The 23642-nt window shown below is 59.3% G+C and carries 25 protein-coding genes; 11 read left to right on the top strand and 14 right to left on the bottom strand.

Annotated elements, in window-relative coordinates:
- Nucleotides 1–39: 39 nt before the first annotated feature.
- Both RHM69_RS30825 and RHM69_RS30820 read left to right on the top strand, forming a co-directional pair.
- A complete protein-coding gene (locus RHM69_RS30825; protein WP_019820337.1) occupies nucleotides 40–408 on the top strand; it encodes a hypothetical protein in 369 nt (122 codons plus the stop codon).
- 14 nt (nucleotides 409–422) lie between these two features.
- A complete protein-coding gene (locus RHM69_RS30820) occupies nucleotides 423–905 on the top strand; it encodes a GreA/GreB family elongation factor (protein WP_019820335.1) in 483 nt (160 codons plus the stop codon).
- A gap of 50 nt (nucleotides 906–955) precedes the next feature.
- Here RHM69_RS30820 and cysB read toward each other — a convergent pair whose 3' ends face one another.
- From cysB to RHM69_RS30795, 5 genes are all read right to left on the bottom strand, one after another.
- A complete protein-coding gene (gene cysB / locus RHM69_RS30815; protein ID WP_003189876.1) occupies nucleotides 956–1930 on the bottom strand; it encodes an HTH-type transcriptional regulator CysB in 975 nt (324 codons plus the stop codon).
- Between the two features lie 103 nt (nucleotides 1931–2033).
- Nucleotides 2034–2534 carry a universal stress protein gene (locus tag RHM69_RS30810; protein ID WP_014717664.1) on the bottom strand — a complete coding sequence of 167 codons (501 nt, stop codon included), beginning with the start codon at nucleotides 2532–2534 and terminating at the stop codon, nucleotides 2034–2036.
- Between the two features lie 48 nt (nucleotides 2535–2582).
- Nucleotides 2583–3500 carry a 5'-nucleotidase gene (locus RHM69_RS30805; protein WP_102666497.1) on the bottom strand — a complete coding sequence of 306 codons (918 nt, stop codon included), beginning with the start codon at nucleotides 3498–3500 and terminating at the stop codon, nucleotides 2583–2585.
- A 15-nt stretch (nucleotides 3501–3515) separates the two neighbouring features.
- Nucleotides 3516–4478, bottom strand: coding sequence for a putative 2-dehydropantoate 2-reductase (locus RHM69_RS30800; RefSeq protein ID WP_014717662.1), 963 nt, complete (start codon nucleotides 4476–4478; stop codon nucleotides 3516–3518).
- Nucleotides 4475–4861 (bottom strand): hypothetical protein, encoded by a 387-nt coding sequence (locus tag RHM69_RS30795; RefSeq protein ID WP_014717661.1) that lies wholly within the window; start codon nucleotides 4859–4861, stop codon nucleotides 4475–4477. Before RHM69_RS30795 ends, RHM69_RS30800 begins: the two co-directional genes overlap by 4 nt.
- Between RHM69_RS30795 and RHM69_RS30790 the strand changes: the two genes are divergently transcribed.
- Nucleotides 4860–5294, top strand: coding sequence for a pilus assembly protein PilZ (locus RHM69_RS30790; protein ID WP_014717660.1), 435 nt, complete (start codon nucleotides 4860–4862; stop codon nucleotides 5292–5294). The genes RHM69_RS30795 and RHM69_RS30790 overlap by 2 nt on opposite strands.
- 130 nt (nucleotides 5295–5424) lie before the next feature.
- Entirely contained in the window at nucleotides 5425–6501 is a 1077-nt protein-coding gene (locus RHM69_RS30785; protein WP_003189871.1) for a 3-deoxy-7-phosphoheptulonate synthase, read from the top strand.
- Nucleotides 6502–6570: 69 nt separating this feature from the next.
- Here RHM69_RS30785 and RHM69_RS30780 read toward each other — a convergent pair whose 3' ends face one another.
- The gene (locus tag RHM69_RS30780; protein ID WP_003189869.1) at nucleotides 6571–6852 is read right to left on the bottom strand and encodes a GNAT family N-acetyltransferase; all 282 of its coding nucleotides are present in this window, start codon (nucleotides 6850–6852) and stop codon (nucleotides 6571–6573) included.
- Nucleotides 6853–7464: 612 nt separating this feature from the next.
- On the opposite strand from RHM69_RS30780, the gene oprI reads away from it, so the two are divergent.
- Together oprI and ltrA (RHM69_RS30770) are read left to right on the top strand one after the other, a co-directional pair.
- Complete coding sequence (gene oprI, locus RHM69_RS30775) at nucleotides 7465–7716, top strand: outer membrane lipoprotei OprI (RefSeq protein ID WP_003172710.1); 252 nt, start codon at nucleotides 7465–7467, stop codon at nucleotides 7714–7716.
- 481 nt (nucleotides 7717–8197) lie between these two features.
- The gene (ltrA, locus tag RHM69_RS30770) at nucleotides 8198–9619 is read left to right on the top strand and encodes a group II intron reverse transcriptase/maturase (protein WP_011805433.1); all 1422 of its coding nucleotides are present in this window, start codon (nucleotides 8198–8200) and stop codon (nucleotides 9617–9619) included.
- A 195-nt stretch (nucleotides 9620–9814) separates the two neighbouring features.
- On the opposite strand, the gene RHM69_RS30765 is transcribed toward ltrA (RHM69_RS30770), so the two are convergent.
- The 3 genes from RHM69_RS30765 to RHM69_RS30755 form a co-directional block, all read right to left on the bottom strand.
- Nucleotides 9815–10780, bottom strand: coding sequence for a L,D-transpeptidase family protein (locus tag RHM69_RS30765; protein ID WP_019820319.1), 966 nt, complete (start codon nucleotides 10778–10780; stop codon nucleotides 9815–9817).
- A gap of 78 nt (nucleotides 10781–10858) precedes the next feature.
- A complete protein-coding gene (locus tag RHM69_RS30760; protein ID WP_003189866.1) occupies nucleotides 10859–11152 on the bottom strand; it encodes a hypothetical protein in 294 nt (97 codons plus the stop codon).
- A gap of 58 nt (nucleotides 11153–11210) precedes the next feature.
- Nucleotides 11211–11816, bottom strand: coding sequence for an arylesterase (locus RHM69_RS30755; RefSeq protein WP_014717658.1), 606 nt, complete (start codon nucleotides 11814–11816; stop codon nucleotides 11211–11213).
- A 10-nt stretch (nucleotides 11817–11826) separates the two neighbouring features.
- On the opposite strand from RHM69_RS30755, the gene RHM69_RS30750 reads away from it, so the two are divergent.
- Together RHM69_RS30750 and RHM69_RS30745 are read left to right on the top strand one after the other, a co-directional pair.
- On the top strand, nucleotides 11827–12510 hold the full coding sequence (locus RHM69_RS30750; protein WP_003189864.1) for an ABC transporter ATP-binding protein: 684 nt from the start codon (nucleotides 11827–11829) through the stop codon (nucleotides 12508–12510).
- Nucleotides 12510–15020, top strand: a complete 2511-nt coding sequence (locus RHM69_RS30745; protein ID WP_069868351.1) for an ABC transporter permease — start codon at nucleotides 12510–12512, stop codon at nucleotides 15018–15020. Before RHM69_RS30750 ends, RHM69_RS30745 begins: the two co-directional genes overlap by 1 nt.
- 38 nt (nucleotides 15021–15058) lie before the next feature.
- Here RHM69_RS30745 and greB read toward each other — a convergent pair whose 3' ends face one another.
- The 3 genes from greB to RHM69_RS30730 all read right to left on the bottom strand — a co-directional run bounded on the left by greB (nucleotide 15059) and on the right by RHM69_RS30730 (nucleotide 17730).
- Complete coding sequence (greB, locus tag RHM69_RS30740; RefSeq protein WP_014717656.1) at nucleotides 15059–15538, bottom strand: transcription elongation factor GreB; 480 nt, start codon at nucleotides 15536–15538, stop codon at nucleotides 15059–15061.
- 124 nt (nucleotides 15539–15662) lie between these two features.
- Nucleotides 15663–16715 (bottom strand): hypothetical protein, encoded by a 1053-nt coding sequence (locus RHM69_RS30735; protein WP_014717655.1) that lies wholly within the window; start codon nucleotides 16713–16715, stop codon nucleotides 15663–15665.
- 52 nt (nucleotides 16716–16767) lie between these two features.
- Nucleotides 16768–17730: an IS30-like element ISPpu17 family transposase gene (locus RHM69_RS30730; RefSeq protein WP_004577240.1), complete on the bottom strand. Its 963-nt coding sequence runs from the start codon at nucleotides 17728–17730 to the stop codon at nucleotides 16768–16770.
- A 294-nt stretch (nucleotides 17731–18024) separates the two neighbouring features.
- On the opposite strand from RHM69_RS30730, the gene RHM69_RS30725 reads away from it, so the two are divergent.
- The 3 genes from RHM69_RS30725 to RHM69_RS30715 are packed head-to-tail and all read left to right on the top strand — an operon-like array spanning nucleotide 18025 to nucleotide 21430.
- Entirely contained in the window at nucleotides 18025–18951 is a 927-nt protein-coding gene (locus tag RHM69_RS30725) for an ABC transporter ATP-binding protein (protein ID WP_102667035.1), read from the top strand.
- Nucleotides 18948–19673, top strand: coding sequence for an ABC transporter permease (locus RHM69_RS30720; RefSeq protein ID WP_014717653.1), 726 nt, complete (start codon nucleotides 18948–18950; stop codon nucleotides 19671–19673). Before RHM69_RS30725 ends, RHM69_RS30720 begins: the two co-directional genes overlap by 4 nt.
- Nucleotides 19674–19690: 17 nt before the next feature.
- The gene (locus RHM69_RS30715) at nucleotides 19691–21430 is read left to right on the top strand and encodes a Gldg family protein (RefSeq protein WP_102667034.1); all 1740 of its coding nucleotides are present in this window, start codon (nucleotides 19691–19693) and stop codon (nucleotides 21428–21430) included.
- A 4-nt stretch (nucleotides 21431–21434) separates the two neighbouring features.
- Here RHM69_RS30715 and RHM69_RS30710 read toward each other — a convergent pair whose 3' ends face one another.
- Nucleotides 21435–21743, bottom strand: coding sequence for a hypothetical protein (locus tag RHM69_RS30710; RefSeq protein ID WP_003189853.1), 309 nt, complete (start codon nucleotides 21741–21743; stop codon nucleotides 21435–21437).
- A 281-nt stretch (nucleotides 21744–22024) separates the two neighbouring features.
- Nucleotides 22025–23446, bottom strand: coding sequence for a group II intron reverse transcriptase/maturase (gene ltrA / locus RHM69_RS30705; protein WP_011805433.1), 1422 nt, complete (start codon nucleotides 23444–23446; stop codon nucleotides 22025–22027).
- Between the last annotated feature and the right edge of the window lie 196 nt (nucleotides 23447–23642).

The raw sequence follows: 23642 nt of genomic DNA, 5'->3' as shown, positions 1-23642 counted from the left end.
AATCACCGTCATGCCGTCAATGCCTGCCAGGAGGCCCTTATGTCTGACCGTCCGTTATCGCTGTTCAAGCTCTGCATCGCGATTGCCGCCGGCGTGTGGCTAGGGTTTATCGCCATTGCGCTGACCGCCTGGCTGGCGTCTCGCTACCTGTTCCCCCAGAGCCTGGCGCCGGTGGCACAGGCGGTTGAGCAATTGGGCAAACCGGCCATGGTTGAGCCGCAGCCACCGAACCGTCTGTTCGAACAGTACCAACAGAACCTGCAAAAACAGGAACAACAACAGGCCCTGGACCAGGCCCGAAGCAACGCGCGTAACCTGTCCAACCCCAAATGCCAGTTCTGGCTGCAACAAGACCAGAACGCCCCCAATGAAAAGACGCGGGCCAATGTCCTGCAATTCTGCGATTGATGCCAGATACCGCCATGAATAAACACGCCGTGCTCCAGCTGATCCTGGAAAAGCTCACCGTCGACATCGACGTCGTCCAACGCGCCGCGCAGACCGCCTACGAAACCGCGACCCACGAAGAAAACATTGCCGAAAACAAATACGACACCCTCGGCCTGGAGGCTTCGTACCTGGCCACCGGGCAGGCCCGACGAGTGGAGGAGATCAAGCAATCGCTGATGCTGTGCCAGCAACTGCAGCTACGTGCGTACGATGATCAACGCGGGATAGAGATAGGCACGCTGGTGGGCCTGGAAGACGAGGACGGTCGCCAGCAATGGCTGTTCCTGGCGCCGGATGCGGCGGGTTTGAAAGTGGATGTGGTGGGGCAACCGGTGACGGTCATCACGCCACGCTCGCCCTTGGGCAAAGGCCTGCTGGGCAAGCGTATCGATGAAGAGGTAGAGATTCTGGTGGCCGGCGCTCGGCAGCACTTTACGGTGACCGAGGCCCGATAACCTACACCCCTGTAGGAGCGAGCTTGCTCGCTCCTACAGGGTAATCGCGGTCAGTGGACGGGCAATTCAACGCCGTCAAACAACTCTTCCAGCTCTTGCTTGTTGTGGCACTGGATCGCCTTGGCCATCACTTCACGGGTCAGGTGCGGTGCGAACTTCTCGATGAAGTCGCACATGAAGCCGCGCAGGAAGGTACCGCGACGGAAACCGATCTTGGTCACGCTGGACTCGAACAATTCGCTGGCATCCAGCACCACCAGGTCTTTGTCGAGGTTGGTGTCGACCGCCATCTTGGCGACGATCCCGACGCCCAGGCCTAGGCGCACGTAGGTCTTGATCACGTCGGCATCGGCAGCAGTGAACACCACCTTGGGCGTGAGGCCGCGATGGCTGAACGCTTCGTCGAGCTTGGAACGGCCGGTAAAGCCGAACACGTAGGTCACGATCGGGTATTCAGCCAAGGCTTCCAGGGTGAGCTTCGGCAGCTTGGCCAAAGGGTGCCCCTGGGGCACAACCACGCAGCGGTTCCAACGGTAGCAGGGCATCATTACCAGGTCGCCGAACAATTCCAGGGCCTCGGTGGCGATGGCAAAATCGACGGTGCCGTCAGCGGCCATCTCGGCAATCTGCATCGGCGAACCCTGGTGCATGTGCAGGGCTACGTCCGGGTATTGCTTGATGAAATCACGGATCACCGGCGGCAATGCATAGCGCGCCTGGGTGTGAGTGGTGGCGATCGACAAGGTGCCTTTCTTCTCGTTGGAGAATTCCTGGGCGATCTGCTTGATGCTTTCGACTTTACGCAGGATCTCGCCGGCGGTGGTGATGATGCGCTCGCCAGCTGGAGTGACGCGGGTCAGGTGTTTGCCACTGCGTGCGAAGACTTCGACGCCCAACTCGTCTTCGAGCAGGCGGATCTGCTTGCTGATACCAGGTTGCGAGGTATAGAGGCTTTGAGCGGTAGCGGAAACGTTGAGGTCGTGGTGCGCCACTTCCCAGATGTAGCGCAGTTGTTGAAGCTTCATATGAATCCCTCAAAGCAGATAGACGCCACGGGTATCAGCGACGGTATATAACTATATTAAAGGTTTGACGGATAAATCTAGAACTTTTTATCGTTTTTGCCGATCAACTATCGTCACTGCGCCGACGCTGCAGCGACGGCACCAGGTAAACCGGCACCGGGGACAACTGCAACACCCGTGCGGCGGTACGTCCAAGGGGGACGGCCACACCGGTTGCCTGGCTATGACTCCCGACGATCAGCAAGTCGACAGACAGTTTTCGCAACTGGTCGAGAATCACCTCGCAAGGATCCCCCTGGATCACCTTGACCGAGCGAATCCATTGCAGGTCCTGCTCCCCTTCCCCCCACTCCTCGCGGAAGCTGTCCAGCACGCGTTGTTCAATCGTCGCCATCACCGTGCTCAACCCCTTGCTTTGCCATTCGCTCAGGGCGGTTTCATCAAGGTAGCTCTGCAACACCGATTCGGCGAACAAGCCAATGGGCTCGACCACGTGGATCACATACAGGTCAGCCTTGAACGTTCGCGCCAGCGCCAGCGCATGTTGCATCACGTAGGGCGCATACAGACCGAGGTCCGTGGCAAACAGCATCGAACGAATCATAAAACCTCCTGGGCTGCCAGGATGGCGGGAATTGAATGAGCTTAGCAGCTAGCGCTCGGTCTGGATTCTCAACTCATTGCTGATGCCATGGGGCACGTGCCCGGTGGCCACTACCTCCCTGGCTTTCTCGCAATGGCCGGCCTGGTCATCGAAAAACACATCGGCGGCAAAGGCTTCCAGAAACGCGGATTTTTCCAGGCCACCGAGGAACAGCGATTCGTCCAGGCGGATATCCCACTCGCGCAACGTGCGGATCACGCGCTCATGGGACGGTGCCGAACGTGCGGTGACCAACGCGGTACGAATCGGGCAGGCCTCATCGGTAAACTCGCGTTGCAACAGGTTCAGTGCCGCCAGGAAGCCCTTGAACGGACCGCCGTGCAAAGGCTGGCGCGCCGACTCTCGCTCGCTGGCCTGGAAGGCTGCCAGCCCACCGGCCTGGTAGACACGTTCGGACTCATCGGAGAACAGCACGGCATCGCCATCGAATGCGATGCGCAGCTCTTCGCTGGAAGCGCGGCGCGGGCCGCCGGACAAAATCGTCGCGGCCGCAAACCCGGCATCGAGGGCGCTGCGCACATCTTCAGCATGGGTGGAGAGAAACAGATGACAACCGAAGGCGGCCAAATAGGGATAGGGACTACGCCCGCCTACGAACGCGGCGCGGGAAATATCCAGGCCGTAATGCTGGATCGAGTTGAACACCCGCAGCCCGGTATCGGCACTGTTGCGCGACACCAACACCACCTCGACCCGCGCACGCCCCAGGCTGGCATTCAGGCTCAGCAGCTTCTTGACCAGCGGGAAGGCATCGCCAGGCTCGAGGGTTTCTTCCTCGTGCTCGATCTGGTATTTGCGGTAAGCCTCGACCCCTTCAGCCAGATAAACCTTGTGGCTGTCACTCAGGTCGAACAGCGCTCGTGAGGAAATCGCCAGCACCAGTTTGTCAGCCAATCCCTTCACCATGGTGGTTCCCCCCAATCAGCGGTTGTGCCGATCAATAAAACTCAAGGCCTGATAGAGCGCCTGCATGCGTGGCAGTTCGCAACCGGCCGCTTTGGCAGCAGCCAAGGGACGGGCATAGATGGCCGCCAGCTCCAGCGGCCGCTTGTGCAGGTGGTCGTGGTACATGCTGGGCAGGTAGTCGTCCATGGTTTCTGTCATGGCGAACATCTGCCCAGCGTAACTGGCAGGAATTTCATGCCCGCAGGCATGAGCGCCCTGCACCACCTCGGCCATCAGCGCCTGGATCAACTCGCGGCTGGACTCATCGGCCATCATGGCCGTGGTACCCGTGCCCAGCAACACAGAGAGGCCGTTGAACGGCACGTTCCAGACCAGCTTGTGCCAACGCGCCAGATGCACATTGGCCATGGCCTGGGACTCGATGCCAGCTTGATGAAACAGCCCGGCACCGGCTTCGACAATCGCCTGTTGCTGCACCTCATCGTTGGCCGCCGTGCCACTGTGATAGCCCAGGTTGACCCGGCCCAACGCCTGATGCTCGACCACGCCGGGGGCCGAGCGGTGCACACCGATGTAGCACAGGCCGCCCAACAGATGCAGCGACGGCGGCAGGTGTTCACGCAGGCTGTCTTCGACATCGAGGCCGTTTTGCAGGAGCACCACTTTGGCATCCGGCGCCGCCACCTGGGCGATGGTGGGCGCCAGGTCCACATTACCGGTGGACTTGGTGCCCACCAATAGCCAGTCGCACGGCGGCATGTCGGCGGCGCTGGCATAGGCCTGCACCGGATGCAGGTGCAGTTGCCCATGCACCGTACTGTTGACGTGCAGGCCATGCCTGCTCACCGCGGCATATTCGCTGCGCAACAGGAAATGCACATCGAAGCCGGCACGCGCCAGCATCAGTCCGTAGTAACCGCCGATGGCACCGGTGCCAATAATGCCAATGCGTGGCGACGGGGCTGCAACTGCTGTCATGGCAAATCCTCTGGTGTTCGGTTGAGCGCCTGGTTTAGGCATTCGGCGAGGTCGGATGCTGTAAGACGTGTCTGTAATTGCCCAAAGAATTGACCCTCGCACACCAGGAACAACGCCGGCAAATGAAAGATCCGGTAGCGTTCCACCGCACCGCCGTTGTGCCCGGCATCCACCCAGCACACGCGGTCCACCGGCAAGTGCCAGCTGGGCAACTGCTGGCGTGCCCAGCGGCAACTGGCACAACCGACACTGGTGAACACTACCAGCGAAATACCTGGCAATCCCAGCAATTGCTGGTCAATATCCAGGTCGGTCAATTCCAGTTCCTTCACTATACTGCTGCCATTGCCGTCAACTGGACGGCGCTCGGAGTCCGTGTACATGGGTCGTTTTTTACCTCACCCTGATGATGTCGCTGTCGAGTTGATCCAACGTCCCTCTCCCGCCCTTCCCCGCCAACGCCTGCACACTATCGGCCGCGGCGGCGTCGCCTGCAATTGGCCACGTGCCTGGCGCGCCGGCACGGCGGTAGACCTGCATATCCCTTCCCTAGGGCCCAGCGCCCGTTATCCAGGCTATGTCGCCTGGTGCCGCAAAGTCGAACAGGGCTATCGCATTGGTATTTGCTTTACCGACGAACACGCCTTGTTCGGTGCACGGATGGGCGAGCAAGTGTGCCAGATCGAGCGTTACTGCCGCCTGCACGAAGACGCCGAGCCAACGCCTGCACAACTTGAAACCATGGCCCGTGAGTGGGTGTCGCGTCATGCCGGCGAGTTCTCCCATGAGGCGGTTGTGCAGCCAGCGCTGGATTAAACCGGGCTTTGCCCATTGTCGCGGGCCCGTGTTACGCGCTAAGGTTCCTCCCCCCTGCATTCAAATCATGCTGTGCCCGCCGCACGGGGATAGCTGGCGGCCGGCACCCGTGACCCTGGCGAGTAACACGATGGCTGATTTACCGATCAATGACCTTAACGTTGAATCCAACGAGACCCTGATCACCCCCGATCAGCTCAAGCGCGAAATCCCCCTGAGCGACGCTGCCCTGCAGACCGTCACCAAGGGCCGCGAAGTCATCCGTGACATTCTCGACGGCACCGACCACCGTCTCTTCGTGGTGATCGGGCCCTGCTCTATCCACGACCTCAAGGCCGCCCACGAATATGCCGAGCGCCTCAAAGTGCTGGCCGCTGAAGTGTCCGACACCTTGTACCTGGTCATGCGCGTGTATTTCGAGAAACCGCGTACCACCGTCGGCTGGAAAGGCTTGATCAACGACCCGTACCTGGACGACTCCTTCAAGATCCAGGATGGCTTGCACATCGGTCGCAAACTGCTGCTGGACCTGGCTGAAATGGGCCTGCCCACCGCCACCGAAGCCCTCGACCCGATCTCCCCGCAATACCTGCAGGACCTGATCAGCTGGTCGGCTATCGGCGCACGCACCACCGAATCCCAGACCCACCGCGAAATGGCGTCCGGCCTGTCTTCGGCCGTAGGCTTCAAGAACGGCACTGACGGCGGCCTGACCGTGGCGATCAATGCGCTGCAATCGGTCTCCAGCCCTCATCGCTTCCTGGGTATCAACCAGGAAGGCGGCGTGTCCATCGTGACGACCAAGGGCAACGCCTACGGTCACGTGGTGCTGCGTGGCGGCAATGGCAAGCCCAACTATGATTCGGTCAGCGTCGCGCTGTGCGAACAGGCGCTGAACAAGGCCAAGATCAAGCCAAACATCATGGTCGACTGCAGCCACGCCAACTCCAACAAAGACCCGGCCTTGCAGCCATTGGTGATGGAGAACGTTGCCAACCAGATTCTGGAAGGTAACCAGTCGATCATCGGCTTGATGGTCGAGAGCCATTTGAACTGGGGTTGCCAGGCGATTCCAAAAGACTTGGCCGACTTGCAGTACGGCGTGTCGATCACCGATGCCTGTATCGATTGGTCCGCCACCGAAACTACCCTGCGCAGCATGCACGCCAAGCTCAAGGACGTGTTGCCCCAGCGCAAGCGCACCTGAGTCCGTACCGGTTTCGCGCACCCAAAAACGCCGGGCTAAGCCCGGCGTTTTTTATTGGCAACTGGTCAGTTACAGCTTCGCAGCATGGCGCTGGTGGCGCTCCATATAGCGTTCGACATAGGAGCACGACGGGATCACCGTGTAGCCAGCCTCTTCGGCAAACTTCAAGGCTTCCTCGGTCAACGCAGCCGCAATGCCTCGCCCCCGCAGTGCGTTGGGCACGAAGGTGCGATAGATATCCAGGGTCTGCTTCCCGAGGTCCATGTAGGTCAGGTAGGCACGATGACCGTCCACATTGGTCTCGAACTGATGACCAGCCTGGTCATGGTGGATGGACAACGCCTCGCTCATCACTACTCCTCGCGGGTCTGAATTAACGACCCTACCTTACCGATGTTTTTCCGGCGAAGGAACATCTACGCCACCCCGTGCCGGTTTCGACAGCGAGAAAACCGTGAGCGCTCACAACCAGCACATAGGGAATAGTAGGCACCAATCCTGAAATTGCTCAAGGCGCACTCGTCATTCCCCGCCGCTGGTGGATATAGAAAGGGCCTCGATCAACCGGTGACCGATAGCCTGAACATTGCCGGCAGTTGAACCTTGAGACGAACTGGCGCTCTTAAAGTCACCTCTAGATGCGCAAAAGATGCCCGCCGCAGTAAAGCCAAGCGTAACCAAAGTGCCCCGCTTCGTTATATAAAATTTCATCTATTTACAAGGCTTAACACATGCGGGCCGGCCCTTTCAGCCTGGATCCAATGTGCGTCCAGGTGCAAAAAATTGGACAGTTTTCATACAAACCGCCAAAAGATTAGCCAAAATAGATTCGGCACAAGAAATTTTTTTGCTTCTTGCGCAACGTCAGTTTACTTACTACAAGTAATGGGTAGTATGTACGCCGGCTATTAGCTCACTCTGAGAAAGTAGCCATTAAATTGAAAGTCCTTGAAGGGGAACACGATGAACAACGTTCTGAAATTCTCTGCTCTGGCTCTGGCCGCAGTTCTGGCTACCGGTTGCAGCAGCGTCTCCAAAGAAACCGAAGCTCGTCTGACTGCAACTGAAGACGCAGCAGCTCGCTCCCAGGCCCGTGCAGACGAAGCCTACCGTAAAGCTGATGAAGCTCTGGCTGCTGCTCAAAAAGCACAACAGACTGCTGACGAAGCTAACGAGCGCGCTCTGCGCATGCTTGAAAAAGCAAGCCGCAAGTAATAATCCTTCGGGGTTGTTATCAAGCCGATCCATTTATGGGTCGGCTTTTTTTTGGTGCGCCAGGCATGGCGCGTTGCGCGCAAGCGCAACCAGCTTGGCTGTGGTGGCCACGCTGGTGACTGGGAGGTGAAAGTCCTCTACACACCCGGCAAGGGGAAGTGTTAGCCAGAGGCAAGGGTGTCGCGGGTGACTGCGAATCTGAAGGAAGCCCGAGGCAAAATGCTGGCCTGACGAACAGGAAGCGGATAGAGGCGGCGCAGCGGGGTAAGAAGGCCAAAATCTTCAAAGCCCAATACTTGCACGGAACGCTGTGACGTAGATCCGACAGGCATAAGCAGGAAGGTCGCGCGAATTACCCTGGGAGATCTGCACGTTTGCCAGTGTGCTACCGAGCGTCGAGAGGCGATGGGATGAGCGTGCAGAAGTCAGCCGAAGCCGTAGTAAGTGGCGAATAACCGCGCCACCAAGGGCCGAACAGGTTATGCCGCCAGTAGGCGTCAGAGTCTCGTTGAATACCGAAATGCAGAAATTTCTCCAAGAGAAGACTGTGACTCCGAGTCCCGGACAGAATCCGAGGATGACGGCTGACAGCGCAAAGGTATCGACGGCATCTGTGACGTGGACGAACGCGGAGCCGGACACGCTGATGGCGCGGGTGCTTGCACCGGCCAACCTCAGACGTGCGTATCAGCGCGTGGTCAGCAACAAGGGCGCGCCGGGTGCCGATGGCATGACGGTCGACGACTTGGCGGACTACGTGAATCAGTATTGGCCGATCCTCCAGAGGAGGTTGCTGGCCGGCGAATACCACCCGCAAGGTGTACGCGCCGTCGACATCCCCAAACCCAAAGGCGGCACCCGACAACTGGGCATTCCCTGCGTCGTGGATCGCCTGATCCAACAGGCACTGCTGCAACAGCTCACGCCGATCTTCGACCCGCTGTTTTCGGATTACAGCTACGGCTTCCGTCCGGGCAGAAGCGCCCACCAAGCCATCGAGACAGCCCGCGCCCATGTGGCGGCAGGGCATCGCTGGTGCGTGGAACTCGATCTTGAGAAATTCTTTGACCGGGTCAACCACGATCTCCTGATGGCGTACGTGGCGCGCCAAATCGTAGATAAACGCGTGCTCAGACTGATCCGGCGGTACCTCCAAGCCGGTGAGATGTCGGGTGGGATCGCCAGCCGACGGCAGGAAGGGACGCCGCAAGGCGGCCCGCTCTCGCCGTTGCTGTCGAACATCCTGCTCAACGAACTCGACCGCGAGCTGGAACGGCGGGGTCATCGCTTCGTGCGTTATGCCGACGATGCGAACATCTATGTGCGCAGCCCTCGTGCTGGCGAACGAGTGATGGCCAGTGTTGAGCGCTTCCTGAATCAGCGCCTGAAACTAACGCTGAATCGGGATAAGAGCCGAGTAGCCGGGTCTTGGATGTGTGATTACTTGGGTTACGGGATGAGCTGGCATCAGCAACCGAGACTGAGAGTGGCGACGATGAGCCTGGGTCGCTTGCGCGACCGGCTCAGAGAGCTGCTACGTAAAGCGCGGGGCCACAAGGTGGCGACTGTCATCGAGCGGATAAACCCCGTGCTGCGCGGATGGGCGGGCTACTTCAAGCTGAGCCAGAGCAGACGGCCACTTGAGGAATTGGACGGCTGGGTGCGTCACAAGCTTCGCTGTATCGTCTGGCGTCAATGGAAGCGGCCCTCTACGAGGGCGCGCAACTTGATACGCTTGGGACTTAATGCGGCGCGGGCGTGGAAATCGGCAGTCAATGGCCGAGGCCCATGGTGGAACTCGGGAGCGCCCCATATGAATCAGGCGTTGCCGAAGAAGCTGTGGGACCGCCTCGGGCTGGTCTCGATACTGGATACGATAAACCGACTTAACCGTATAACCTGAACCGCCGTATACGGAACCGTACGTACGGTGGTGTGAGAGGACGGCGGATGTGAATCCGCCTCCTACTCGATCCTATGATTTGGCATGTGGGAGCGGGCTTGCTCGCGAAAGCGGTGGGTCAGTCAACATCAATGTTTGCCGGGCCGACGTCTTCGCGAGCAAGCCCGCTCCCACAGGGATGTTCGCTCAGGCTTATTATTGAAGATCGAGCGGGGTGCTGGACGCCACAGGTGCGCCGCCTGGCACACCAATTTCGGTAGGCAAGCCATCCTCGGCGGCGACCACATCACGCACCTGGTCCCAGTTGACGCGTAGGTTATTGGACAGGTCTTCGCGCTTGAGCAACGCATTGATGACCGCGGTGTGCTTGTCGACCACCGATGGCGTACCGTCATCATTCAACGGCGTGTGGGCCTCAAGGTAGACCTTGCCACCACTGCTGCCGAACTTGTACGCGTCATTGATGATGCGCACTGACGTGCCTACCGGCACCATGCCTGCCATTTCCAACACGTTGTTATTGAACATGCGGAAGCACCCGTGGCTGGTACGCGTGCCGATACCAAACTTCATGTTGGAGCCGTGAATCAGGTAACCCGGCGTGCCCAGGGTGAACTTGAACGGCCCCAGTGGGTTGTCGGGGCCGGCAGGCACCACGTTGGGGAGCGGGTCACCGTTGGCGGCGTGCTCGGCCTTGATCGAGGCCGGTGGCGTCCAGGTCGGGTTCGGCGTCTTGGCGATGATACTGGTATGGGCGATCGGCGAACCCCAGCCTTCCCGGCCAATGCCCAGAGGGAAGGTATAGACAACGTTTTGGCCTTTTGGATAGTAGTAGAGCCGGTATTCCGCCAGATTGATCACAATGCCTTCCCGCGGCCCGGGCGGCAGGATAAAGCGTGTCGGCAGCACAATCTCAGTGCCCGCACCCGGCAACCAGGCATCGACACCCGGGTTGGCCGCGACCATTTCCGAATAGCCCAGGTCGTAGGTGGTGCCAAGGTCAGCAAAAGTGTCTTCGTACTTGGCCTTGATCACTTGGACCTGGCCAACAATGTCCTCACCGGGCGGTGGCAAGGGCAACTGCAAGGCCGCCGCCGAACCCGCCGCACAAAGCGCAGCAAGAGACAGGCAGCAGGTGACGACGGAAAGGCGCGACAACATCCGGAAAATCCTTCGCAAGACGACGGGTAGGGAAAAATTGATTGTATACGGCTTCGCAGCGCCAAGCTTCAAGCTGTTTTACAGCTCGAAGCGCAGCTCCGGCCAGATCGGCGGCGTGCCGCGCTTTTGCGATTCTAGAATCGCCCGGCATAACGGGCAGAGTCGCTGGTCTTGAAAAATCGAGCGGTTGACCGATGACCAGCGTGGCTGTGCGGGCAATAAAGTGCCGCAGAGCGTGCGGTCGATGGAGCCGCCCAGTTCCAATTGACGCGCCACCAAATGCACTCGCACTTCCTGGCAGGCGAACAGGTCCAGCTGCTCGTCCGGCTCGATCAGTTGGTAGTTAAACAGGGACCAGGCAGGGCGCGACATCGAGGGCTCCAAATCAGGGGGGCGCCACCTTAGCCGAAAGCCTGCCGGTAGAAAAGCGTCATAGCAGCGGTTTTAGCGCCGGCCAGACATTTTCCAGCAACTTGTCTTGCGCCGCGACCGCCGGGTGCAGCCCGTCAGCTTGCATCAACTCCGGATGGCCACCCACGCCCTCGAGGAAAAACGGCACAAACGGCACCTTTTCTTTCTGTGCCACATCACCGAATACCTTGGCAAAAGCTTCGACATAGCGCTTGCCGTAATTGGGCGGAATCTGCATACCCAACAGCAGCACCTTGGCGCCGCTGTCCCGGGACTGCTGAATCATCGAAGCAAGATTTTGTTGCAATTGCGCAGGCGGCTGGCCGCGCAAGCCATCGTTGCCACCCAACTCGATCACCACCACGTCCGGTTTGTGCGTTGCAAGCGCCGCGGGCAGCCGCGCGAGGCCTCCTGCACTGGTGTCGCCACTGATGGAAGCATTGACCACTTTGTCGTCAAAACCCTCCTGCTTGAGCCGTTGCTCCAGCAACGCGACCCACCCTTTGCGGGTATCCAGGCCGAAACCGGCACTGATACTATCGCCAACGATCAGGACTGTACCCGCCGCTGCGTTCTGGGCCATGCACATCAAGGCCAGGCCAGCACTCAAAAACCACACTCGCATCGGATTCTCCATGGGCGCAAGCATTCTCACCGCGCGAAACCTTAGCAAAGTGGTTCCCAGCGCGGAAGGTGAACTGACTATCCTGCACGAACTGAGCCTGGAACTGAACAAGGGCGATAGCCTGGCTATCGTCGGCAGCTCCGGTTCCGGTAAATCCACACTACTGGGCCTGCTGGCCGGCCTCGACCTGCCCAGCAGCGGCGAAGTGACCCTGGCCGGGCAAGCCCTGAGCACCCTCGACGAAGATCAGCGCGCGCGCATCCGTGCCGAGCATGTGGGTTTCGTATTCCAATCCTTCCAATTGCTCGACAGCTTGAATGCTCTGGAAAACGTGATGCTGCCGCTGGAGCTGGACGGTCGCCAGGACGCCCGCGAGCGAGCCAAACACCTGCTGGAGCGCGTAGGCCTGGGCCAGCGCCTGACCCACTCGCCCCGCCAACTGTCCGGTGGCGAACAACAACGCGTGGCGATTGCCCGCGCGTTTGCCGCCGAACCGGACGTGCTGTTTGCCGACGAGCCCACCGGCAACCTCGACAGCCATACTGGCGAGCGCATCAGCGACCTGTTGTTCGAGTTGAATAAAGAGAGCGGTACGACCCTGGTACTGGTCACCCACGACGAGCGCCTGGCCCACCGTTGCCGGCGCCTGATCCGCCTTGAAGCCGGCCTGATGGTCGCGCCCCTGGAGCCTTGATGGCACGTTTGCCGCTGTTGCGCCTGTTCAGTCTTGCCATGCGTCAGTTACTGCGCGATGCCCGCGCCGGCGAATTGCGCGTGCTGTTCTTTGCCCTGCTGGTGGCCGTGGCCGCCAGCACCGCTATCGGCTACTTTGGTGCGCGCCTCAACGGCGCCATGCTGCTGCGCGCCACCGAATTCCTCGGCGCCGACCTGGTGCTCGAAGGCAGCTCGCCGGCCCGTGCCGAGCAAATCAAATCTGGGACCGAATTGGGCCTGGATCACGCTCGCATCGTGGAGTTCTCCAGCGTTATCGCCACCGATAACGGCATCCAGCTCTCCAGCATCAAGGCGGTCAACGAGCAGTACCCCTTGCGCGGCGAGCTTAAAAGCAGCACCGAGCCCTTCGGTACGCAAATCCCGGGCGGTGGCCCCAAACCTGGTGAAGCCTGGGTAGAAGCACGGTTGCTGACGGCGCTGGACCTGAAAGTCGGCGACAGCATCGATGTCGGCATGAAGACCCTGCGCCTGGCGCGCATCCTGAACTATGAGCCCGACCGCGCCGGCAACTTTTACAGCCTCACGCCCAGGGTCATGATCAACCTGGTGGACCTGGACGCCACCGGTGTCGTCCAGCCAGGCAGCCGTGTGAGCTACCGCGAACTATGGCGTGCGCCACAAGGCAGCACAGCGCTGCAAACTTATCGCGACCTGGTCAAACCGGGCCTGGCTGCCAACCAGCGCCTGCAGGACTCCCGCGATGGCAACCAGCAAATCGGCGGCGCACTGGGCAAGGCCGAACGTTACCTGAACATGGCCAGCCTGGTGGCTGTGCTGCTGGCTGGCGTGGCCGTGGCGCTGTCAGCCAACCGCTTCGCCAGTCGACGTTTCGATGCCAGCGCGTTGTTGCGCTGCCTGGGCTTGTCGCGCCGTGAAGCCATGCTGCTGTTCAGCCTGCAACTGAGCGTACTGGGCTTGCTGGCGAGCCTGGCCGGCGCCCTGCTCGGCTGGCTGGCGCAATTTGGCCTGTTCTACTTCCTGCACGACCTGCTACCCGCCGACGTACCGCCAGGCGGGCTGCTACCGGCCGTCGCGGGGATTGGCACCGGGCTGGTCGCCCTCGCCGGCTTCGCCCTCCCGCCGCTGGCCGCACTGGGCCGGGTACCGCCGCTGCGGGTATTGCGCCGCGATTTGCTGCCTATTCCTTCAAGCACTTGGATGGTCTACGGCGCGGCACTGTTTGCCTTGGGCCTGATCATGTGGCGCCTGAGCCTGGACCTGGTATTGACCTTCGCGTTACTCGGCGGCGGTGTAGTCGCTGCGCTGCTCCTGGGTGGCTTGCTGCTGTTGTTGCTACAGAGCCTGCGGCGGTTACTGGCTCGCGCCTCCCTGCCGTGGCGCCTGGGCCTGGGCCAATTGTTGCGTCACCCGTTGGCGGCGGCAGGCCAATCCCTGGCCTTTGGCCTGATCCTGTTGTCCATGGGGTTGATCGCGCTGTTGCGAGGCGAATTGCTCGACACCTGGCAAAACCAGTTGCCCAAGGATGCGCCCAACTACTTCGCCCTGAATATCCTGCCGGCCGACAAGGACGCCTTTGGCGCCCGTCTGCTGGACGTCCAGGCACAAGCGGCGCCGCTCTACCCGGTGGTGCCGGGGCGCTTGATCAGCATCAATGGCGAACCCGTGCAGGAGATTGTCAGCAAGGACTCCAGTGGCGACCGGGCCACTCAACGCGATCTGAGCCTGACCTGGGCAGCCGAATTACCAGCGGGTAACGTCCTGACGGCAGGTACGTGGTGGTCGGCGCAACCCACTGACGGGGTTCCTGGCGTGTCGGTGGAAGCCAAGGTGGCCGAGAGCTTGAAGCTCAAGCTCAACGACCATTTATTGTTCACCATCGGTGGGGAAAACCGTGAAGCACGGGTCACCAGCCTGCGCACCATCAACTGGGATAACTTCCAGCCCAACTTCTTCATGATTTTCCAACCGGGCACCTTGAAGGATCTGCCCGCGACCTACCTCACCAGCTTCTATCTGGCTCCCGGCCATGACCAACAGATCGTCGACCTGTCACGGGCCTTCCCGGCGGTCACTATCCTGCAGGTCGAGGCCCTGCTGGAGCAGTTGCGCAGCATCCTCGCCCAAGTGACGTTGGCGGTCGAATACGTGCTGTTGTTTGTACTCGCGGCGGGCATGGCAGTGTTGTTCTCTGGCCTGCAGGCCACCCTGGATGAACGAATCCGCCAAGGTGCATTGCTGCGAGCCTTGGGCGCCGAGCGCAAGTTGCTGGTCAAGGCCCGACGCATCGAATTCGGTCTGTTGGGGGCGGTCAGTGGCTTGCTGGCGGCACTGGGCACCGAACTGGTGACCTGGGTGCTGTACCGCTATGCCTTTGACCTGGCGTGGCATCCCCACCCGTGGTTGTTACTGCTGCCCGTGATCGGTGCCGTGCTGATTGGCGCTGCCGGGGTATTCGGCACACGCCGTGCACTGAATGCCAGCCCGCTGACCGTATTGCGCGAAGGCTGAGACCTGGATGGCACGCCCCCAGCCAAGGGTACGTGCCATCAGGCGGTCTTCACATATTCGATCTTGGTGATCCACCAGCACACCTCTCCGCCGGGGGTCTGTACGATTGCCTCGTCGTCCACCTCCTTGCGCAGCAGGGCCCGTGCCATGGGTGAGTCGATGGAGATGTAATCCATGCGATCGTAGATCTCGTCATAACCGACGATGCGAAAACGCTTGGTCTCGCCCTGTTCGTTTTCGATTTCGACCCATGCACCGAAAAATACCTTTCCTTCCTGCTCGGGCATGTACTCCACCACCCGCATGTCTTCCAGGCGTTTGCGCAGGTAACGCACCCGTCGGTCGATCTCCCGCAACAGCTTCTTGTTGTACTGGTAATCCGCATTTTCACTGCGATCTCCCAGGGAGGCGGCCCAGGTCACTTTGCGTGTGGTATCCGGGCGTTTCTCTCGCCACAGGTAATCCAGCTCTTTTTTCAGCGCTTCATGACCTTCTTTGGTAATCAGCTTGGTACTCAAACGCTTGCATCCCCAGGCAATGTCCAATGGTGCCGTTATGCCAGGGCATCATGCCCAGGCAGCGGCCGGCTGGGACTGATGATAAATGAACCCTGGAAAGTATCCAGGCCGGCGCCCCATTACCTCACCCATGCCCCTCCAGCACTTGGTCCAATTCAAGCAACGTGCCTTGCATACGCTGGCGCATACCCGACAACTGCAACATCATCATCGCCAGCTTTTCGGCCTTCTGGCTGACCTCCAGTCCCTGCTCCTGCAAATAGGTATGGCGCTGCTCAAGTTCACGGCCTTTTTCTTCCAACTGGCTCTGCTGCTGTTGCAATCGCGCCTGCCACTGTTCAAGCATTTGCTCCTTCTCTAGGACCGCGCATTTTTTTTGCGTCAGTTCCTGGGCGACTTTGGCCAGATTGCTCAGCGCGCTGTCCATTTCGAGCAAAGAGGTATGGTCCAACTGGGCAGGCGGGTCCAAGGGTTCGGGCTCAGGCTCAGGCTCGGGTGGCGCCAACCGTAGGTTGTCTGACTCAAAGTGACTGTCATCTTGTTCAACAGGAACAGACGACGCACTGGGCTCAACCTGCTCCTGCGGTATCGCGACCAGCGACCGCGCCGGTTCTTCAAGGGTGCCTTCATCCATAGGTTGCGGCGCAGTCGTGGCTGAGCGCGGATTTCGCGGCGGCGCAACCATTTGCGACGAGAAGCGAATGGACGGCACGATCACTGCGCTGCTTTCGATCGCAGGCAACGCCGGGGCCGACATGCCCAAGGTGATGACCTTCATGACCAAAGCTTTCTTGATGATCACCGAGTGATGATCCTCTGGCCTGGCAGGCGGCAACCGGCAGCCTTTCAAATCAACGAAATGAAAGGGCACCTGGGGTTCGGCAATCGGCGTTGTCTTCGAGCCGGCTGCCGCTGCCATCGTCAGGATCTGTTTGAAGACTTGCATGGCTAATTGCAGGTCCTCTTTGGAGTCAACGCCTCCCAGGAAATACCGGTCAATCTTTTTACGCAGTGCCGCGATATAGACCCTGGAGTGGCCGGGTTCTGCCTCCTCATCCAGGCTATACACCAGAAAGTTGGACGCCGTTTGCGTCACAGCAAACCCGCACAACAAGGCGCCGTTAACGGGCGTCCCTTCATCGTTGCGCTCAAGAACAAGAGTACGTAGAAGCATCATGGCAATCTGGCCTCGTTACAAAGGAGAAAACTTTATATAAACATCCCTGAATTCAACACATAAGTGCAACGCTCACCCCTGTATGCACTTCGTACGGCGTCTTCCAGCCCAAGCGCTTGCGCGGGCGTAGATTGATCCTCGCTACTGTCCGATTGACGGCTTCGACGGTCAGCTTGCTGAAGTCGCTGCCCTTGGGGAAATACTGGCGGAGCAGACCGTTGGTGTTTTCATTGGTGCCACGTTGCCAGGATGAATAGGGGTCTGCAAAAAAGACCTGGCACTGGCTCCGTAGCGCGATGCGTTCATGCCCGGCAAACTCCCTTCCGTTATCCAGCGTCAGCGTGTGAGCGGCATGGCCCTGAAGCATCAGATTGATCGCCCGCGTTACCTGCCGGCGCGTTCTGCGCTTGACCGGATAGGCGCTCAGATAGCCGCTTTTGCGATCAACCAGGGTCACCAGGTTACCGCCCAGTCCATGTACCGTATCGCCCTCCCAGTCCCCCAGGCGCTCGCGGCTTTCGACCTCGGCTGGGCGTTCACTGATTGACACGCGATTACGCAGCTGCCCGCGCCGATCGTGGCTTCCATAGCGTTTCCGGTAGCGCTTTCGGCGATGTCGCAGATAGGTATAAAGCTCACCACCGGCGCGCTGTTCGGCGGCAATGAACCGATAAATCCACTCATGGCTGACCGCCCGGCTTGGCTGCTCCTGCTTCAACCGCTGGGCGATCTGCTCCGGACTCATGCCATGCTTGAGCCACACCGGGAGATGATGGCTGAGCCATGTCGCCGGCTTGCAAAACTTGCGCGCACCCGCTCGACGAGCATCACTTTCATGGGCCGCAGAAACAGCCTTGTAGATATTCTGGGTGCTGTTGCGGCGAACCTCGCGACTGATCGTCGAGGGATGCACGCCGACCCGCTTTGCAATGCTCGCCTGGCTCTCTGCGGCGCTCAAGCCAGCCTCAATCTGGTAACGTTGTCCCTGAGTCAGCTGCCGGTAATGCGTAGTCATCTGCGCTTGAATCCTTCGGTGTGAGAGCCTGGATTCTACCGGTGGCTGGCTCTCTGCCTCTCGTTTCAAGCGTTGCGCTTATTCTATGAATTCAGGATCAGATAAACATCTGGACATTAATAAGTATTCAAAACAAAACAATTGTTTCAGCGGATTATCGGGCCGAACGTAGGATTCTTCTTATTAATCACACTTCGCGTTCCCAAGTCTTCATATTGAACGTACCCTTTTTAAAGCACTTTTCCATACCGCCGGCCTCTCTCACACGCCCTGCAAAACTTATTCGGTAAAACCATGATCGAGATAAGCAACCTCACAAAACACCTGGGCAAAACACGCGTAATCAGCAACTTGTCCTTCTGTGCCCAGCGCCAGGAGTGTGTGGGCTTGCTGGGAGAGAGTGGGGCGGGAAAAACAACACTGTTGAGCCTGATCGCCGGGACGATCAAGCCGACGGCCGGGCACATCAATATTCAAGGCTTCAATACCCATACCCACTCAATTCAAGCCAAAAAGGTCATTGGCTATCAGCTCCAAAACGGCCTCGACCATCACACGATGCCCGTCAAAAACATGCTCAATTTCATTGCCGCCATTCGCGGCTTGAGCGGGATGGAAAAACGCAGCCAGGTGGCGCAGGTAGCCGCACGACTGGAACTGCTGCCCGTGCTCGACTGCCCCATCAACGTCCTTTCCCTTGGTTTGAAGCGCAGAGTGGCAATGGCCCAGGCGCTCCTGCATTCCCCAAGCCTGCTGCTGCTGGACGAACCCACAGAAGGGCTCTGCCCTGATCAACGCCTCAAGTTCCGGGCACTCATCCAGTCCCTGAGCGAGGAAATGACCATCATCATCGCCTCCCGCCATTACCAGGATCTGGCGGACATCTGCACCCGTGCCTTGGTTATCGCCGGTGGTCGCCTGGTGGGCGATGCCTCGCTGTCCGACTTACAGCGCAGCTCCCGGCACTTCCAGGCCGTCACCCTCGCGGCAGACGCCCCGCTGGATTTGCTCGCGTTGGCCGTATTACCCGGCGTCGCAGGCATCGAAGAAGACCGGCATGCGCCCGGCAAGGTTACGGTACTGGCCATGCCCGGGCATTCCATCTTTCCCTCGATCAACGCGCTTATCACCCATCGCGGCTGGAACATCACCTCAATGAATCTGGAGCCGGGTCGCCTGAACGATGTCGTTCACCATCTGAGCCAAGAGGTAACACCTTGAGACTGCTACCTGTCATTTTCAAACGACAACTCGTCAGCTATGCCTGCGCCCCCAGCGCTTACCTGAGCGTGGCGGTTTTTCTCGCACTGTGCGCAGCGCTGGGACTGCATTCCAACCAATGGATGGAGCGAAACAGCAGTGATTTGCAGGCTTTTTTTGAACTGCACCCCTGGCTTTATCTCCTGCTGGTCCCCCTTTTATCGACGCAGTTGTGGTCGGATGAATCCAACGCCAGCTTTTACAACACCCTGAATGCCTTGCCTGTCACCTCGATGGAACGGGTGATCGGAAAATTCATCGCGGCATGGACTGTCTGTGGCATTGCGCTGATGCTTAACTTCCCGCTGGTGATTGCCGTGAATTATCTGGGCACACCTGACAATAGCGTTATCGCCTCACAATTCCTGGCCAGTTGGTTACTGGCGGGAAGTTATCTTTCGGTAGGTTGTTTCATCTGTGTACTTGCGAACCAACGCCTGCTGATTTTCTTTTTCACGCTCGGCTTGTTGCTGACCGCCAGTGGGCTTTCGTCAGTACTGGATGCACTTGAACAACAAGCACCGATATGGATTATCGACAGTTTGATGTCCCTGGATCCCGTTGCCCGCTTCAGCGCGATGGATAACGGCAAGCTCACACTGCAGGACAGCCTGTACTTTATCAGCATGATCGTTGCTTTTCTGTTTGCGACCACCCTCACACTCAATTATAAAAACAGCTGAGAAAAGGAAGACCACTGATGGGATCCGCTTTTCGTGCGGGTATGACACTTCTCGTCATATCACTGCTGTTTCTGGCATTCAATCTAGTCTGGGCACCCAAACTGCCCACTGTTCGCTGGGACTTTTCCGAAGAAAAAATCCACACCTTATCGCCCCCGGCGCAGCAACTGCTACTGTCACTTGAAAGCCCACTGGATCTGTATTACTTCAATACCCTCAATGCGCCGCAAAAAAGCCAGGCATTAGAACGTTATGGTCGGCGCGTGGAAGACGTGCTCAAGGCGTTCGAAAAAGCGGCAAACGGCCTGATCAACTTACATATCATTAACCCCGCTCCCTTTTCTGAAGATGCCTACAAAGCCCGCTTGTTTGGGCTTGATGACACACAAGGATTCCTTGGCCTTATCGGCACCCGTACTGGCCAGGGCGCCCAACGCATCGAAGCGTTCCGGCCTGAGCACGAGTCATTACTTGAATATGAGATCAGCCACCTGATCTATAAGTTGGGGCAGCCTGAGCGTGCCACTATCGGCCTGCTGTCGGGACTGGCGTTAGACAAATCGGCCAGCGAGTTGCTGGGGTTGATCCGCGAGCAATTCAACGTGGTGGAACTGGCTGCGAACATCGCCCAGGTTCCGTCATCCATCGCGACATTGATAGTCGTACAGCCGCACGCTTTACCTGAACGAGCCCTATATGCCATTGAGCAATCGGTATTGAAAGGCACCCAGTTGATGATGTTCCTCGACCCCGTGAGCGAGATGGGCGCTGACGCCGTGCCAGCGAACGCCAGAATGGAGGGGCTGCTGAACGCGTGGGGCATCCAAATGCCCGCGGATAAGCTGTTGGTGGATAATCTCTATGCCTCATCAGCCACGCCCGGCCCGGGAATGCCCCGGGTACTGCACCCGGCCAGGCTACACCTTCCATCACAGGCGATGACTCCAACGGATGTCAGCGCCTGGGGGCTGGACGCCGTGATGGTCTCAAGCAGCGGCGCGCTTTCCCTGGCCCCCAAGAGCCGTTCACTGTTGACCCCGCTTCTGTTGAGCTCACGGCAATCGGCCCTGCTGGACGCGAAACGCTTTGGCTCGGCGACGACATTTGACTCACTGATCGATGAAACGGCGACTTCAGGGCAGCGCCATGTGATCGCTGCGCGCGTTGAGGGGCCCGCTTACTCAGCGTTTCCCGACGGCCTCAAGGGCCAGCCGCCCGGGCTGCAAAAAGCAGAACTGATCCAGATGGTGGTCGTGGCCGACACCGACTTGCTCGCGGACACAGTCAGCCATGCACGCAACGGCAACGCGCAGTTTGTATTGAACACATTGGATAACCTGGCGGCGCCCGAAGCACTCCAGCGCATTCGATCCCGTGTCATGCGCCAACCGTTGCACAGGCTGGAACACATGCGCGACGAAGCCGCACAGGCTTATCGGAAAAATTCGCTTGAGCTCCAGCGACGACTTGAGCAGACAGAGCAAGCATGGCGCGAGTTGAACCCAGCGCACACGCGGCTTATCACCCAGGCGGTGGATACCAATACGCAGTTGCAGGTACTCAACAAGGAGCGCCTGCAGTTGCCCATCGAGTTGCATACACTCAAGGCGCAGGCCTATGCCCCGGTGCAGCGTTTCGAGCGACAGCTCAAAGGGCTGATGGTCGTGCCTCTACCGCTACTGCTGTGCCTGATTGCCGGGTTACTGTTCCTGTACCAGCGCAAGCGTCGACTCCTCGCACTGGCAACCTTTCACTAGTCGCTCAGCGACGGGCAATCAGCCCTTGCCGGGCAATGCGCGTCAGTTGGTGGATCACCTCATGGGCGTTGCTGGCACTCGGTGCCTGAATCACTGCAAGGTCGAAACTGTCGCTGGCAAAACGGGCCAGGGAATCGCCGTCTTCCACAAACTGGATCAGGAACGCCGAAGGCCGACCGGAACGGCGTGGCCAGCCGTCCAGATAACGCAGCAGTGTCGGCTGGTGCTTACCGCCCAGGAGGATTTTCGGATTGCGTTGAGTCAGGTCCGCGGTGATCGGGGCCAGGCGTATAAGGGGGCGTAGTGCATTCATCGTGTCGTGTCTCTGCCTCAAAAGTCTGCGGGCAGGTGAGAGGCAACACCGAACCAGCGCTTTAGCGGTATTTCGAGGAACGCCCTGCGTGAGCAAGCGTACTTCTGTCGGGCTGCATTGAGACCCAGTGGCGCCCCGCAATTAGCTGTTTAAATCGGCGCATGAGCAGCATCCTAGAGAAGCCTGTGGGGCAGTGTCAAGAATCCCGGGATCGAGTAGGAGGCGGATTCACATCCGCCGTCCTCTCACACCACCGTACGTACGGTTCCGTATACGGCGGTTCAGGTTATACGGTTAAGTCGGTTTATCGTATCCAGTATCGAGACCAGCCCGAGGCGGTCCCACAGCTTCTTCGGCAACGCCTGATTCATATGGGGCGCTCCCGAGTTCCACCATGGGCCTCGGCCATTGACTGCCGATTTCCACGCCCGCGCCGCATTAAGTCCCAAGCGTATCAAGTTGCGCGCCCTCGTAGAGGGCCGCTTCCATTGACGCCAGACGATACAGCGAAGCTTGTGACGCACCCAGCCGTCCAATTCCTCAAGTGGCCGTCTGCTCTGGCTCAGCTTGAAGTAGCCCGCCCATCCGCGCAGCACGGGGTTTATCCGCTCGATGACAGTCGCCACCTTGTGGCCCCGCGCTTTACGTAGCAGCTCTCTGAGCCGGTCGCGCAAGCGACCCAGGCTCATCGTCGCCACTCTCAGTCTCGGTTGCTGATGCCAGCTCATCCCGTAACCCAAGTAATCACACATCCAAGACCCGGCTACTCGGCTCTTATCCCGATTCAGCGTTAGTTTCAGGCGCTGATTCAGGAAGCGCTCAACACTGGCCATCACTCGTTCGCCAGCACGAGGGCTGCGCACATAGATGTTCGCATCGTCGGCATAACGCACGAAGCGATGACCCCGCCGTTCCAGCTCGCGGTCGAGTTCGTTGAGCAGGATGTTCGACAGCAACGGCGAGAGCGGGCCGCCTTGCGGCGTCCCTTCCTGCCGTCGGCTGGCGATCCCACCCGACATCTCACCGGCTTGGAGGTACCGCCGGATCAGTCTGAGCACGCGTTTATCTACGATTTGGCGCGCCACGTACGCCATCAGGAGATCGTGGTTGACCCGGTCAAAGAATTTCTCAAGATCGAGTTCCACGCACCAGCGATGCCCTGCCGCCACATGGGCGCGGGCTGTCTCGATGGCTTGGTGGGCGCTTCTGCCCGGACGGAAGCCGTAGCTGTAATCCGAAAACAGCGGGTCGAAGATCGGCGTGAGCTGTTGCAGCAGTGCCTGTTGGATCAGGCGATCCACGACGCAGGGAATGCCCAGTTGTCGGGTGCCGCCTTTGGGTTTGGGGATGTCGACGGCGCGTACACCTTGCGGGTGGTATTCGCCGGCCAGCAACCTCCTCTGGAGGATCGGCCAATACTGATTCACGTAGTCCGCCAAGTCGTCGACCGTCATGCCATCGGCACCCGGCGCGCCCTTGTTGCTGACCACGCGCTGATACGCACGTCTGAGGTTGGCCGGTGCAAGCACCCGCGCCATCAGCGTGTCCGGCTCCGCGTTCGTCCACGTCACAGATGCCGTCGATACCTTTGCGCTGTCAGCCGTCATCCTCGGATTCTGTCCGGGACTCGGAGTCACAGTCTTCTCTTGGAGAAATTTCTGCATTTCGGTATTCAACGAGACTCTGACGCCTACTGGCGGCATAACCTGTTCGGCCCTTGGTGGCGCGGTTATTCGCCACTTACTACGGCTTCGGCTGACTTCTGCACGCTCATCCCATCGCCTCTCGACGCTCGGTAGCACACTGGCAAACGTGCAGATCTCCCAGGGTAATTCGCGCGACCTTCCTGCTTATGCCTGTCGGATCTACGTCACAGCGTTCCGTGCAAGTATTGGGCTT

This window comes from Pseudomonas sp. CCI1.1, from assembly GCF_034348165.1.
Classification (GTDB): Bacteria; Pseudomonadota; Gammaproteobacteria; order Pseudomonadales; family Pseudomonadaceae; genus Aquipseudomonas; species Aquipseudomonas paracarnis.
This window is presented reverse-complemented; position numbering and strand designations above follow the sequence as displayed.